Here is a 14,556-nt window from a genome sequence, read left to right on the forward strand (position 1 = left end):
GCCGGGAACGAGGTTCGTGGGCCGCCGGGACGGTCCGGGTCCGGTCGGGTCAGGACTTCTTCTTCGGCCGCTGGCCGCCCTGGCCGCCGCGCCGGGGCTGCTGCCGACCGCTCTGCCGGGCCGGGGCCGGCTTACCGCCGGCGGGTCGGGCGGCGGCGGGCTTGCTGCTGCCGGACTCGGCCGGGACGGCCTGGCCGGAGTCGGCCGGAACGGCCTGGGCCGACTCGGCCGGGGCGTCCTTGGTCAGGCTCGCGGTCGGACCGCCGCTGTGCTGGCGCTGCGACTTGGTCTGCTTGCGCGGCTGCTGGCGGCGCACGTGCACCGCGTCCTCGACGACGGCCTCGGCCGACGCGGGGGCCGACTTCTTCGGGGGCAGCAGGCCCCAGAGGGCGCCCTTGATCACGGTGCCGTCCGGGTTGAGCCGGCCGGCCTTCTTCAGCCGCGCCTGGCGCTCGTCCCAGGCCTTGCTGCCCGGAGTCGGGTTGTTGCGGATGACGATCAGCTGCTGGCCCATCGACCAGACGTTGGTGGTCAGCCAGTAGACCAGCACACCAACGGGGAAGTTGATGCCCATCACGGCGAACATGATCGGGAAGACGTACATCAGCATCTTCTGCTGCTGCATGAACGGCGTCTTGACCGTGAGGTCCACGTTCTTGGTCATCAGCTGGCGCTGCGTGATGAACTGCGACAGCGACATCAGGACGATCATCACGGCGACGACGATCTTGACGCTGACCTCGGAGCTGCCCACGAAGGTCGCGGAGAGCGGCGCACCGAAGATGTGGGCCTGCTGGGCGCTGTCCAGCGTGGCGCCGTCGATGACACCGATCGGCTTGCCGTCGGCGACCTTGGCGAGCACGCCGTAGAGGGCGGTGAAGAACGGCGCCTGGACGAGGATGGGAAGGCAGCTGGAGAACGGGTTGGTACCCGCCTCCTTGTACAGCTTCATCATCTCTTCGGACTGGCGCTGCTTGTCGTTCTTGTAGCGCTCCTGGATGGCCTTCATCTTCGGCTGGATCGCCTGCATGGCCCGGGTCGCCTTGATCTGCTTCACGAAGAGCGGGATCAGGCAGATCCGGATGACGACCACCATCGAGGCGATGGCCAGACCCCAGGCCCAGCCACCGTTCGGGTCGAAGACGTGGCTGTACAGCGAGTGGAACTGGACGATGATCCAGGACACCGCTGTGTACAGGGGATTCAGGAAGGAGAAGGTCACCGGTCAGGCTCCTTGGACATTGGGATCGGCCCCACGGGACCAATGGTCGCCGGGCCCTCGGGGTCCGGACCGGCGGGGGGCGTGGTCACCGGCTGATCGACCGCGGACCTGCTGTTCAGCAGGTCGCGCAGTCGGCGGTGCCACACCGGGTGCTTGCGCGGCGGGACGTGATCGACCCCGCCCGGCGTCCACGGATTGCAGCGCAGGATGCGCCAGGCGGTCAGGCCGCCGCCCTTGACCGCCCCGTGCACCCTCACGGCTTCGTAGCCGTAGTGCGAGCAGGAGGGGTAGTAGCGGCACACCGGACCGAGCAGTGGGCTGATGGTCCACTGGTACACCCTGATCAGACCCATCAGCAGGTACTTCATCGCCCTGCTCCCGTCGGCGCCGCAGCGGCGGGCTCCGCCTTCAGCAATCGCTTCAGCGCCGCGTCCAGGTCGCGTTCCAGGTCCTGGTACGAGGCGGACGCGGCCTGGGGCAGCGCACGCACCACTATCAGGCTACCGGCGGGCAGCCTGGACAGGCGATCACGTACGAGGTGGCGCAGTCGGCGTTTGACCAGGTTGCGGACGACCGCCGGACCGACGGCCTTGCTCACGACGAAACCCGCACGCGCCGAAGGAGTCCCCTCGGCGACGTGCGGGCGGGAGTCGCTCGTCCGGTCGGCCTGCGCCCCGGGGTCACCGTCTCTGCTGAGATGGACGACCAACAGGGGCCGGCCGGCCCGGCGACCGCGTTTCACCGCGGTCGCGAAGTCCTGGCGCCGCCGCAGCCGATTCTCGGAGGGCAGCACAACAGACTCTGGCGCGGATCAGGCGGACAGGCTGGCGCGGCCCTTGCCACGGCGGGCGGCCAGGATGGCGCGGCCGGCGCGGGTACGCATACGCAGCCGGAAGCCGTGGGTCTTCGCGCGGCGACGGTTGTTCGGCTGGAAGGTGCGCTTGCTCACTCGGGGGCTCCTGAGGTGAATCGTAGGATGACGGGGAGTCGCTTGGCCGTCACCGTGCGTCCGCGTGATCTCCCCTGTTACGGAAATCCGGCCCATCGCCCCAGTTCGGCTGGGGTCTGAGGCAATCCACGGCGCCCGTGCTGCGCGCCTTATGGAGCGGGTGGACCCGCGGACATGCGGCAGCGGCCATCGACAACTCGACCTCGATACGGTACGCGGGACGGGGCACGAGGGTCAAACCAGCCGTCTGTGCGCGGCGGCTCGTACCCACCGGATCCGCCCGTCGCCCACAGCCTGTGGACAACGACTTGATCCGGCCCAGTTCGCTGACTACCGTTGCAGGACTTGTCTGGTTTGTTCTGCGTAGACGGCCCCCGATCCACAGTCTCCTGATCCACCACCCCTGCTGGAGCCGCGGGGAACCGAGAAAGCGTGCACCAGTGGCTGATGTCAACAGCGACCTCGTCCCGGTCTGGGCGAGGGTCGTCGAGCGGCTGGTCAGCGACCCGGACATCGGGGAGATGGACAAGCAGTGGGTGCAGCGCACCCAGCCGATGTGGATGATGCACGACACCGCCCTGCTGGCCACCCCCAACGAGCGGGCCAAGCAGGTGCTGGAGGGCCGGCTGCTGCCGCAGCTGACCGAGGCGCTCAGCCGCGAGCTCAGCCGTCCGGTCCGGATCGCCGTGATGGTCGACGCCAACGCCGCGCCCACCACCCCCGCCCCGGCACCCGCCGAGCCGCCGGCCGTCGAGCCCTACCCGCGCTCCGAGGGCGGCCCCGAGTACGGCGCCCCCGGCCACCAGGGTCACCAGGGGTACGGGCGGTCTTACCAGTCCGACTACTCCGAGCCCGACTACCCCGAGTACGAGCAGGAGCCGTACGGCAGCCCCGGTGGCTACGGTGAGCACCCGGCGCCCCCGTACGGCTCGGGCCAGCCGGCGCCCTACGGCGGTCCGGCCCCGCAGCCGTCCTGGGAGGACCACGACGGCTACGGCGAGCCCGAGCCCGCCCCGCGCCCGCACCGGCCGGTCCCCGGACCGCCCGCGACCACCCAGGGCGACCTCTTCGGCGGCGCCTACGGCCCCGGCCCCGGTGAGCACCCGCGTACCGGCTCCGGCCGCCGCACCCCCGGCGCCCGCCCGTCGGCCGGCCGCGCCGCGGAGAAGGCGCCGGCCGAGCGCGCCACCGACCGGCCCGCGGTGCCCGGTGTGCCCGCCCCGCCCGGTGCTCCCCCGGCCGGCGGCTCGCGCAAGGACGAGCCGGCCGCCCGGCTCAACCCCAAGTACCTCTTCGACACCTTCGTGATCGGCGCGAGCAACCGCTTCGCGCACGCCGCGGCGGTGGCGGTCGCCGAGGCCCCGGCCAAGGCGTACAACCCGCTCTTCATCTACGGCGAGTCCGGGCTGGGCAAGACCCACCTGCTGCACGCCATCGGGCACTACTCGCGCAGCCTCTTCCCGGGGACCCGGGTGCGCTACGTGTCCTCGGAGGAGTTCACCAACGAGTTCATCAACTCGATCCGGGACGGCAAGGCGGACACCTTCCGCAAGCGCTACCGGGACATGGACATCCTGCTCGTGGACGACGTGCAGTTCCTGGCGAGCAAGGAGTCCACGCAGGAGGAGTTCTTCCACACCTTCAACACCCTGCACAACGCCAACAAGCAGATCGTCCTCTCGTCCGACCGGCCGCCCAAGCTGCTGACCACGCTGGAGGACCGGCTGCGCAACCGCTTCGAGTGGGGGCTGATCACCGACGTCACCCCGCCGGAGCTGGAGACCCGGATCGCGATCCTGCGCAAGAAGGCGATCCAGGAGCAACTGAACGCGCCGGCGGACGTGTTGGAGTTCATCGCGTCCCGGATCACCCGCAACATCCGGGAGCTGGAGGGCGCCCTGATCCGGGTCACCGCCTTCGCCAACCTCAACCGGGCGCCGGTGGACCTGGAGCTGGCCGGCATCGTCCTCAAGGACCTGATCCCGGGCGGGGACGAGGACGCCGGCCCGGAGATCACCGCGCAGGTCATCATGCAGCAGACCGCCGCGTACTTCGGGCTGGGCGTGGACGACCTCTGCGGCTCCTCGCGCAGCCGGGTCCTGGTGACGGCCCGCCAGATCGCCATGTACCTCTGCCGCGAGCTCACCGACCTCTCGCTGCCGAAGATCGGCGCGCAGTTCGGCGGCCGCGACCACACCACGGTGATGCACGCGGACCGCAAGATCCGCTCGCTGATGGCCGAGCGGCGCTCGATCTACAACCAGGTCACCGAGCTGACCAACCGCATCAAGAGTTAGGTCCGGCCCGCGGCCCGCACGGACCCCGCACAAGGCCCCGGAAAGGGCGTCAGGAGCGATCCTGACGCCCTTTCCGCATATCCACAGGTGTGGGTCGGCGATTCGCTGGGCAGGGTTCTCGACGACGGACGCTCCGCCAGTCCACAGGTCGCGCCGAACATCTGACCGGGTATTCGAACCCGATCGGCGCAGTGGGCCGTTGTCCACAGCCGGAGCCACTTCTCCACCGTCCACAGGCCGGGGAGTCCGCAGTTATCCAGAATTCCTCCACAGGCCGCCCGCCGCTACGCTCTTCCGCGCAGGTCAGGTGCCTGTGGACTTGTGCACAACGGTTATCCACAGGGTGTGGACAATTGGCGTCCCGTCAGTGGGCCGTTCGGGTTGTCCACCGGTTGTCCCCAGGGCCGACCGGGTTATCCCCAGGTTGTCCACAGGAGCGTCCACAGTTCGACAACCTTGGGGCGGCGTTCATGCCCTGGTGTGAAAGGCGTCACGAAATGTTGACCGGCCCCCGTGGATAACCGTGCCAGGATCTGGGGACAGCGCTGGGGAAAACCTGTGGATACCCACGGTGGGCTGTGGGTAACGCTCCGCTGTCCACAGCGGGCCCTGTCCGTCCACAGCCGCCGTCCACACCCACTGTGGACAAAAAACGGGGTCTGACCTGCGGAAACGGGGTTATCCACGGTTTCCACAGGCCCTACTACTACCACTACACCTATAGACCCATCGCCTCGTTCAAAAGCGGCTGGGGGCGAAATCTGTGGACAACCGTGACCCGACATCCGTTCGGGTTGCTTCCGCCCGTCTGCCCCGTCTGTCGGTGGAGTACGTCAGACTGTCCTCGGCGACTGGAAGCGGAGCGGCAGAGCTCGACGGACAGCCGCAGCGACGATCAAGACCAGAAGAACCAGACGTGCGAGCGGGAGCGCTCGATCCAGGAGGCGGTTACCGGTGAAGTTCCGGGTGGAGCGTGACGTCCTCGCGGAGGCGGTGGCCTGGGCTGCCCGCAGCCTCCCGGCACGGCCGCCGGTGCCGGTGCTGGCCGGCCTGCTGCTGACGGCGCAGGACGGCAGCCTGGCGCTGTCCGGCTTCGACTACGAGGTCTCGGCCCGGGTCGAGCTGGAGGCCGACATCGAGGAGGCCGGCACCGTGCTGGTCTCCGGCCGGCTGCTCAACGACATCTCGCGCAACCTTCCCAACAGGCCTGTGGAGATCTCCACCGACGGCCAGCGGGTCAGCGTGGTCTGCGGCAGCTCCCGGTTCACCCTCCCCACCCTCCCGGTGGACGAGTACCCGGCCCTGCCCCAGATGCCCACCGCGACCGGCACCGTCCCCGGCGACGTCTTCGCCTCCGCGGTCAGCCAGGCCGCCGTGGCCGCGGGCCGCGACGACACCCTCCCGGTGCTCACCGGTGTGCGGGTCGAGATCGAGGGTGACCGGATCACCCTGGCCGCCACCGACCGCTACCGCTTCGCCGTCCGCGAGCTGCTGTGGAAGCCCGAGCAGCAGGACATCTCCGCGGTCGCCCTGGTGCCCGCCAAGACCCTGCAGGACATCGCCAAGTCCCTCGGCAGCGGCGACAACGTCTCGATCGCGCTCTCCTCGGGCGGCGCGGGCGAGGGCCTGATCGGCTTCGAGGGCGCCGGCCGCCGCACCACCACCCGGCTGCTGGAGGGCGAGTTCCCCAAGTTCCGCAGCCTCTTCCCGACCGAGTTCAGCGCGGTCGCGGCGATCCAGACCCAGCCCTTCCTGGAGGCGCTGAAGCGCGTCTCGCTGGTCGCCGAGCGCAACACCCCGGTCCGGCTCAACTTCGAGCAGGGCGTGCTGACGCTGGAGGCCGGCTCGGGCGACGACGCCCAGGCGACCGAGCGGATCGACGCCGACCTCGAAGGCGACGACATCTCGATCGCCTTCAACCCGGGCTACCTGGAGGAGGGCCTCAAGGCCATCGACTCCGCCTACGCCCAGCTGAGCTTCACCACGCCGACCAAGCCGGCCCTGCTGAGCGGCAAGGCCGCGGTGGACAGCGAGGCGGACGAGGCCTACCAGTACCTGATCATGCCGGTCCGCCTCTCCGGCTGACCTCCTCCGCGTTACCCACAGGCTGTGCACAGCCTGTGGACGGCCTCCCCCGGTCGGGCTCCGACCGGGGGAGGCCCTCGTACTTCAGCGCGTAGGCTCAGGCTGTGCGGCAACGGCGCCGCCGGCAGGCACGTCACCAAAGTAAGGACTTGGTCATGGAGCTCGGCCTCATCGGTCTCGGCAAGATGGGCGGCAACATGCGCGAGCGGATCCGCCGCGCCGGCCACACCGTCATCGGCTACGACCGCAATCCCGACATCTCCGACGTCGAGAGCCTGCAGGAGCTGGTCACCAAGCTGCAGGGCCCGCGCGTGGTCTGGGTCATGGTTCCGGCCGGCGCCGCCACCCAGGCGACCGTGGACGAGCTGGCCGAGCTGCTCTCCCCCGGCGACGTGGTGGTCGACGGCGGCAACTCCCGCTGGACCGACGACGTCAAGCACGCCGAGGCGCTGGCCGCCAAGGGCATCGGCTTCGTCGACTGCGGCGTCTCCGGCGGCGTCTGGGGCCTGGAGAACGGCTACGCGCTGATGTACGGCGGCAACGCCGAGCACGTCGCCCTGGTGAAGCCGGTCTTCGACGCGCTCAAGCCCGAGGGCGACTTCGGCTCGGTGCACGCGGGCGCCGTCGGTGCCGGCCACTTCGCCAAGATGGTCCACAATGGCATCGAGTACGCCATGATGCAGGCCTTCGCCGAGGGCTGGGAGCTGCTGGAGGCCGCCCCCGAGGTGACCGACGTGCGCGAGGTCTTCCGCAGCTGGCAGGAGGGCACCGTCATCCGCTCCTGGCTGCTGGACCTCGCCGTCCGCGCCCTGGACGACGACGAGCACCTGGCCAAGCTCAAGGGCTGGGCCGCCGACTCGGGCGAGGGCCGCTGGACCGTCGAGGCCGCGATCGACCACGCCGTCCCGCTGCCGGCCATCACGGCCTCGCTCTTCGCCCGCTTCGCCTCCCGCCAGGAGGACTCGCCGCAGATGAAGATGATCGCCGCGCTGCGCAACCAGTTCGGCGGCCACGCGGTCGAGTCGAAGTAAGTCCACGACCGGCCGGGGGACGGGGACCGTCCCCCGGCGGGCACCGTCACAGAAGGCGAGCGCAGTCCACAGCCATGCACGTCGCGCACCTGTCGCTCGCCGACTTCCGGTCGTACACCGGGGTCGAGGTGCCCCTCGACCCGGGTGTGACGGCCTTCGTCGGTCCCAACGGCCAGGGCAAGACCAACCTGGTCGAGGCGATCGGCTACGTCGCCACCCTGGGCAGCCACCGGGTGGCCACCGACGCGCCGCTGATCCGCCTCGGCGCCGAGCGGGCGGTGATCCGCACCTCGGTGGTGGCCGGCACCCGGACCACCCTGGTCGAGCTGGAGATCACCCCCGGCAAGGCCAACCGCGCCCGGATCAACCGCTCGGACAACGTCCGCCCGCGCGACGTGCTGGGCCTGCTGCGCACCGTGCTCTTCGCCCCGGAGGACCTCGCCCTGGTCAAGGGCGACCCGGGGGAGCGGCGGCGCTTCCTGGACGAGCTGCTGACCGCACGCGCCCCCCGGCTGGCCGGGGTCCGGCAGGACTACGAGCGGGTGCTCAAGCAGCGCAACGCCCTGTTGAAGACCGCCGCGATGGCCCGCCGGTCCGGCGGCGGCAAGGGCGCCGACCTCTCCACCCTGGAGGTCTGGGACGGCCACCTGGCCCGCGCCGGCGCCGAGCTCACCGCCTTCCGGATCCAGCTGGTGTCCGCCCTCCAGCCGCTGGTGGCGGCCGCCTACGGGCAGCTTGCCCCCGGCGGCGGGGAGACCGTGCTGGAGTACCGCAGCTCCTTCGAGGGCGAGCTGCCGACCAGCCGCGAGCAGGCCGAGGAACAGCTGCTCCAGGCCCTCCGGACGGTCCGCCGGCAGGAGGTCGAGCGCGGTCTGACCCTGGTCGGCCCGCACCGCGACGAGCTGGTGCTCAGGCTCGGCCCGCTGCCCGCCAAGGGCTACGCCAGCCACGGCGAGTCCTGGTCGTACGCGCTGGCGCTGCGGCTGGCCTCGTACGAGCTGCTGCGCGCCGACGGCGGCGAGCCGGTGCTGATCCTCGACGACGTCTTCGCCGAGCTGGACGCCACCCGGCGGGACCGGCTGGCCGAGCTGGTGGCCGGCGGCGAGCAGGTGCTGGTCACCGCCGCGGTCGCGGAGGACGTGCCGAAGGCGCTGGCCGGCGCCCGCTACGCGGTGTCCGACGGCGCCGTGCGCCGCGTCGACGCCTGACCGCTCCGGCCGTCCGGCCCTCCCCTTTCTTTCCACACCTCTTCCACACCGGGTCCGCCCGTGCCCCGGTCGCGCCCGGGCCACCCGCCCACCGTCCGCTCCCGTACGCTGGACGGCTCACCGTTGTCCACAGCCTGGGGATAGGAGATCGCCGTGAGCGAGCCGGCCGAGCAGTCCCCGCAGTCGGGCGTCGCCGAACCGACCGGGGCCGACCTGGCCCGCTCGGCGCTGCGGGCGGCCCGGGCCCAGGCGCGGCAGCGCGGTGAGCAGGTCCGGGAGAAGCGCGAGGCGAAGCGGACCGGTCTGCGCAGCGGGGCGCGTTCGGACGGCCGCGACCCGGTGCCGCTGGGCGCCGCGCTGAACCGGCTGCTGACCGAGCGCGGCTGGGAGTCCTCGGCGGCGGTCGGCGGGGTGATGGGCCGCTGGCCGCAGATCGTCGGCCCGGACATCGCCGCGCACTGCTCGCCCACCTCGTACGACGAGACCGCCGCGGTACTCACCGTGCAGTGCGACTCCACCGCCTGGGCCACACAACTCCGCTGGCTGGCGCGGCAGTTGGTGGCACGTCTGAACCACGAGCTGGGGCACGGCACGGTCCGGACCATCAAGGTGCTGGGCCCGGCCGCGCCGGTCCGCGGCTACGGCCGGCTGCGCGCGCCGGGCAGCAAGGGGCCGGGCGACACCTGGGGCTGAGCCGGGCCGGCCGGGCGGCGAGCGGACCGGGATCTTCCGGAACCCCTGACGGCCCTTCCTGGCGCCCTGGGCCCCCGGGTCGAGTATCGGGACATGTGCAGAGGGGATTCAGGGCGGCATATCTGCCCTCAGGGGCTGCCAAACGCCCATCTCTGTCAGTCGTACCGGTAGACTGAGAGCCAAACACTGTTGCTAGTGGCAACCGAGTCGAAACGCCGTGGTCGCACGCCCGCCCACACGGGGCGGGGATGCGGCCCGTGCTGTGCCAGAGAGGGCGCTTCGTGGCCGATTCCGGCAACCCCAGCCAGACCCCAGACCAGACCGACCAGGGCGAGAAGTCCTACAACGCCAGCAACATCCAGGTGCTGGAGGGCCTCGACGCCGTCCGCAAGCGTCCCGGCATGTACATCGGCTCGACCGGTGAGCGTGGCCTGCACCACCTGGTGCAGGAGGTCGTGGACAACTCCGTCGACGAGGCCATGGCCGGGCACGCGGACACCATCGACGTCACGATCCTCGCGGACGGCGGCGTGCGGGTGGTCGACAACGGCCGCGGCATCCCGGTCGGCATCGTCCCCGGGCAGGAGAAGCCGGCCGTCGAGGTCGTGCTCACCGTGCTGCACGCGGGCGGCAAGTTCGGCGGCGGCGGGTACGCGGTCTCCGGCGGTCTGCACGGCGTCGGCGTCTCGGTGGTGAACGCGCTCTCCACCCGGCTCGCGGTGGAGATCCACACCGAGGGCCACCGCTGGACGCAGGACTACAAGATGGGCGCGCCGACCGCGTCGCTGGCCAAGAACGAGGCCAGCGACCGCACCGGCACCAGCGTGACCTTCTGGGCCGACCCGGACATCTTCGAGACCACGGTCTACTCCTTCGAGACGCTCTCCCGGCGGTTCCAGGAGATGGCGTTCCTCAACAAGGGCCTGACCATCGCGCTGACCGACGAGCGCCCGGAGCACGCCGACGAGGAGGGCAACCCGCTCTCCGTCACCTACAAGTACGACGGCGGCATCGCCGACTTCGTCACCCACCTCAACTCCCGCAAGGGCGAGGTGATCCACCCCTCGGTCATCGACTTCGAGGCGGAGGACAAGGACAAGTCGATCTCGGTGGAGATCGCGATGCAGTGGAACTCCTCCTACACCGAGAGCGTCTACAGCTTCGCCAACACCATCCACACGCACGGCGGCGGTACCCACGAGGAGGGCTTCCGCGCCGCGCTGACCGGTCTGGTCAACCGCTACGCGCGGGACAAGAAGCTGCTCCGCGAGAAGGACGACAACCTCTCCGGCGAGGACATCCGCGAGGGCCTGACCGCGATCATCTCGGTCAAGCTCGGGGAGCCGCAGTTCGAGGGCCAGACCAAGGACAAGCTGGGCAACACCGAGGCGAAGACCTTCGTCCAGAAGGTGGTCCACGAGCACCTGAACGACTGGCTGGACCGCAACCCCAACGAGGCCGCGGACATCATCCGCAAGTCCATCCAGGCCGCCACCGCGCGCGTCGCCGCCCGCAAGGCCCGCGACCTGACCCGCCGCAAGGGCCTGCTGGAGTCCGCCTCGCTGCCGGGCAAGCTGAGCGACTGCCAGTCCAAGGACCCGGCCGAGTGCGAGATCTTCATCGTCGAGGGTGACTCCGCCGGCGGCTCCGCCAAGCAGGGCCGCGACCCGCGCACCCAGGCCATCCTGCCGATCCGCGGCAAGATCCTGAACGTCGAGAAGGCCCGGATCGACAAGGTCCTGCAGAACACCGAGGTCCAGGCGCTGATCTCGGCCTTCGGCTGCGGCATCCAGGAGGACTACGACGAGTCCAAGCTCCGCTATCACAAGATCGTTCTGATGGCGGACGCCGACGTCGACGGGCAGCACATCCGCACCCTGCTGCTCACCCTGCTGTTCCGCTTCATGCGGCCGCTGGTCGAGGCCGGGTACGTCTACCTGGCGATGCCGCCGCTGTACAAGATCAAGTGGGGCAAGGACGACTTCGAGTACGTCTACTCCGACCGCGAGCGCGACGCCGTGATCGCGGCCGGCGTGGCCGCCGGGCGCCGGCTGCCGAAGGACGACGCGATCCAGCGGTTCAAGGGTCTCGGCGAGATGAACGCCGAGGAGCTCCGGGTCACCACCATGGACCAGGCCCACCGCCTGCTGCTCCAGGTCACCCTGGAGGACGCCGCCCGCGCCGACGACCTGTTCTCCGTCCTGATGGGCGAGGACGTCGAGGCCCGCCGCTCCTTCATCCAGCGCAACGCCAAGGACGTCCGCTTCCTGGACGTGTGACGACGCCTGCCCGCAGGCCCCGCACGTACCAGTCCGCGTGAAAGGAAACTGACCACCAGTGGTCGACGACAACCGTCCCGAAGGCGAGCAGCCCGAGACCCCCGAGGCCGCCGCCGCGGTCACCATGCGGGTCGAGCCGATCGAGCTCGAGACCGAGATGCAGCGCTCGTACCTCGACTACGCGATGAGCGTGATCGTGAGCCGCGCGCTGCCCGAGGTGCGCGACGGCCTCAAGCCGGTGCACCGCCGCGTGCTCTACGCGATGTACGACGGCGGGTACCGCCCCGAGAAGGGCTACTACAAGTGCGCCCGCGTCGTCGGCGACGTCATGGGCAACTACCACCCGCACGGTGACACCTCGATCTACGACACCGTGGTCCGCCTGGCCCAGCCGTGGTCGCTGCGGATGCCGCTGGTGGACGGCAACGGCAACTTCGGCTCCCCGGGCAACGACCCGGCCGCGGCCATGCGCTACACCGAGTGCAAGATGATGCCGCTGGCCATGGAGATGATGCGCGACATCGACGAGGAGACCGTCGACTTCGCGCCCAACTACGACGGCCGCTCGCAGGAGCCCACCGTCCTGCCGGCGCGCATCCCCAACCTGCTGATCAACGGTGCCACCGGCATCGCGGTCGGCATGGCCACCAACATCCCGCCGCACAACCTCCGCGAGGTCGCCTCCGGCGCGCTCTGGGCGCTGGAGCACCCGGACGCCCCCAACGAGGAGCTGCTGGAGGCCCTGATCGAGCGGATCAAGGGCCCCGACTTCCCGACCGGCGCCCTGATCGTCGGCCGCCGCGGGATCGAGGAGGCGTACCGCACCGGTCGCGGCTCGATCACCATGCGCGCGGTGGTCGAGGTCGAGGAGATCCAGGGCCGCCAGTGCCTGGTGATCACCGAGCTGCCGTACCAGGTCAACCCGGACAACCTCGCGCTGAAGATCGCCGACCTGGTCAAGGACGGCAGGATCGCCGGCATCGCGGACGTCCGCGACGAGTCCTCCTCGCGCACCGGTCAGCGCCTGGTGATCGTGCTCAAGCGCGACGCCGTCGCCAAGGTCGTGCTGAACAACCTCTACAAGCACACCGACCTGCAGACCAACTTCGGCGCCAACATGCTGGCCCTGGTCGACGGCGTGCCGCGGACCCTGTCGCTGGACGCCTTCATCCGGCACTGGGTCAACCACCAGGTCGAGGTCATCGTCCGCCGCACCACCTTCCGGCTGCGCAAGGCCGAGGAGCGGGCGCACATCCTGCGCGCGCTGCTCCGCGCCCTGGACGTGATCGACGAGGTCATCGCGCTGATCCGGGCCTCGGAGAGCGCCGACGCCGCCCGCACCGGCCTGATGGGCCTGCTCTCGATCGACGAGCTCCAGGCCAACGCCATCCTGGAGATGCAGCTGCGCCGCCTGGCCGCCCTGGAGCGCCAGCGGATCACCGACGAGCACGACGAGCTGCAGCGCAAGATCGACGAGTACAACGCGATCCTGGTCTCCCCGGAGCGCCAGCGCGGGATCATCGCCGACGAGCTCACCGCGATCGTCGAGAAGTACGGCGACGAGCGGCGCTCCACCCTCATCCCGTCCGACGGCGACCTCTCCATCGAGGACCTCATCGCCGAGGAGGACATCGTCGTCACGATCACCCGTGGCGGCTACGTCAAGCGGACCCGCTCCGACCTCTACCGCTCGCAGAAGCGCGGCGGCAAGGGCGTGCGCGGGGCCCAGCTGAAGCAGGACGACATCGTCGACCACTTCTTCGTGACGACGACCCACAACTGGATCCTGTTCTTCACCAACAAGGGCCGGGTCTACCGCGCCAAGGGCTACGAGCTGCCGGACGCCGGGCGCGACGCCCGCGGCCAGCACGTGGCCAACCTGCTGGCCTTCCAGCCGGAGGAGCACATCGCCCAGGTGATGGCGATCCGCACCTACGAGGACAAGCCCTACCTGGTCCTCGCCACCCGGGCCGGCCTGGTGAAGAAGTCCCCGCTGAAGGACTACGACTCCCCGCGCTCCGGCGGCCTGATCGCGATCAACCTGCGGCAGGACGAGGAGGGCCGGGACGACGAGCTGATCGGCGCCGAGCTGGTCTCCGCCGAGGACGACCTGCTGCTGGTCTCCAAGAAGGCCCAGTCGATCCGGTTCACCGCCACCGACGAGGCGCTGCGGCCCACCGGCCGCGCCACCTCCGGCGTCAAGGGCATGGCCTTCCGCGAGGACGACGAACTGCTCTCGATGAACGTGGTCCGGCCCGGCACCTACGTCTTCACGGCCACCGACGGCGGGTACGCCAAGCGCACCGGCGTGGACGAGTACCGTGTCCAGGGACGCGGCGGCTACGGCACCAAGGCGGCGAAGATCGTCGAGGGCCGGGGCTCGCTGGTCGGCGCCCTGGTGGTGGACGACAGCGACGAGATCATGGCGATCACCCTCTCGGGTGGGGTGATCCGCACGAGGGTTTCCGAGGTTCGTGAAACCGGACGTGACACCATGGGCGTCCAACTGATCAACCTCGGGAAGCGCGACGCGGTCGTGGGCATGGCCCGCAACGCCGAGGCGGAGGCCGAGGACGAGGAGTCGGCGGAGGACGAGGCGGCAGTCGCCGAGTCCCCCGCGGCCGAGGGTACGGAGACGGCGGACGGCGAAGAGGCCCAGGCCTGACCGCCACACCGTCGGCCGGTACCGTCGCGCGTAACGGCGCGCCGGTACCGGCCGCCGGCCAGTTCCGGGCAATCCCGCCGGGCGCTGGATGACGAGTGACGACGCAGGGCGGCGCCGCCGCCCTGGT

Annotated in this window: 11 protein-coding genes; 7 read left to right on the forward strand and 4 right to left on the reverse strand. The window is 70.4% G+C overall.

Annotation, left to right across the window (positions count from 1 at the left end):
* Positions 1-49: 49 nt before the first annotated feature.
* From yidC to rpmH, 4 genes are read right to left on the reverse strand one after another with little or no spacing between them, the layout of a single operon-like run.
* Complete coding sequence (gene yidC, locus RMN57_RS20105; RefSeq protein ID WP_313764731.1) at positions 50-1,222, reverse strand: membrane protein insertase YidC; 1,173 nt, start codon at positions 1,220-1,222, stop codon at positions 50-52.
* Positions 1,219-1,590, reverse strand: coding sequence for a membrane protein insertion efficiency factor YidD (gene yidD, locus RMN57_RS20110; RefSeq protein ID WP_313764732.1), 372 nt, complete (start codon positions 1,588-1,590; stop codon positions 1,219-1,221). Before yidD ends, yidC begins: the two co-directional genes overlap by 4 nt.
* Positions 1,587-2,015 (reverse strand): ribonuclease P protein component, encoded by a 429-nt coding sequence (gene rnpA, locus RMN57_RS20115; protein WP_238860479.1) that lies wholly within the window; start codon positions 2,013-2,015, stop codon positions 1,587-1,589. The genes yidD and rnpA overlap by 4 nt, the downstream gene beginning before the upstream one ends.
* 18 nt (positions 2,016-2,033) lie before the next feature.
* Complete coding sequence (gene rpmH / locus RMN57_RS20120) at positions 2,034-2,171, reverse strand: 50S ribosomal protein L34 (protein WP_030059672.1); 138 nt, start codon at positions 2,169-2,171, stop codon at positions 2,034-2,036.
* A 440-nt stretch (positions 2,172-2,611) separates the two neighbouring features.
* Between rpmH and dnaA the strand changes: the two genes are divergently transcribed.
* From dnaA to gyrA, 7 genes are all read left to right on the forward strand, one after another.
* Positions 2,612-4,468: a chromosomal replication initiator protein DnaA gene (gene dnaA, locus RMN57_RS20125; RefSeq protein ID WP_313764733.1), complete on the forward strand. Its 1,857-nt coding sequence runs from the start codon at positions 2,612-2,614 to the stop codon at positions 4,466-4,468.
* Between the two features lie 954 nt (positions 4,469-5,422).
* Positions 5,423-6,553: a DNA polymerase III subunit beta gene (gene dnaN / locus RMN57_RS20130; RefSeq protein WP_313764734.1), complete on the forward strand. Its 1,131-nt coding sequence runs from the start codon at positions 5,423-5,425 to the stop codon at positions 6,551-6,553.
* A 104-nt stretch (positions 6,554-6,657) separates the two neighbouring features.
* Positions 6,658-7,584 (forward strand): phosphogluconate dehydrogenase (NAD(+)-dependent, decarboxylating), encoded by a 927-nt coding sequence (gnd, locus tag RMN57_RS20135; protein WP_313764735.1) that lies wholly within the window; start codon positions 6,658-6,660, stop codon positions 7,582-7,584.
* A 74-nt stretch (positions 7,585-7,658) separates the two neighbouring features.
* A complete protein-coding gene (gene recF / locus RMN57_RS20140) occupies positions 7,659-8,792 on the forward strand; it encodes a DNA replication/repair protein RecF (protein WP_313764736.1) in 1,134 nt (377 codons plus the stop codon).
* 153 nt (positions 8,793-8,945) lie between these two features.
* Positions 8,946-9,485 (forward strand): DciA family protein, encoded by a 540-nt coding sequence (locus tag RMN57_RS20145; protein ID WP_313764737.1) that lies wholly within the window; start codon positions 8,946-8,948, stop codon positions 9,483-9,485.
* Positions 9,486-9,742: 257 nt separating this feature from the next.
* Entirely contained in the window at positions 9,743-11,764 is a 2,022-nt protein-coding gene (gyrB, locus tag RMN57_RS20150) for a DNA topoisomerase (ATP-hydrolyzing) subunit B (RefSeq protein WP_313764738.1), read from the forward strand.
* A gap of 124 nt (positions 11,765-11,888) precedes the next feature.
* Positions 11,889-14,429, forward strand: a complete 2,541-nt coding sequence (gene gyrA, locus RMN57_RS20155) for a DNA gyrase subunit A (protein WP_313767892.1) — start codon at positions 11,889-11,891, stop codon at positions 14,427-14,429.
* Positions 14,430-14,556: the final 127 nt, after the last annotated feature.

This window comes from Kitasatospora sp. CM 4170 (assembly GCF_032110285.1).
Taxonomy (GTDB): domain Bacteria; phylum Actinomycetota; class Actinomycetes; order Streptomycetales; family Streptomycetaceae; genus Kitasatospora; species Kitasatospora aburaviensis.

Bases quoted from the DNA above. Each gene is read 5' to 3' on its own strand.
- yidD (WP_313764732.1), bottom strand. From the start codon at position 1,590: ATGAAGTACCTGCTGATGGGTCTGATCAGGGTGTACCAGTGGACCATC.
- recF (WP_313764736.1), top strand. From the start codon at position 7,659: ATGCACGTCGCGCACCTGTCGCTCGCCGACTTCCGGTCGTACACCGGG.
- gyrA (WP_313767892.1), top strand. From the start codon at position 11,889: ATGCGGGTCGAGCCGATCGAGCTCGAGACCGAGATGCAGCGCTCGTAC.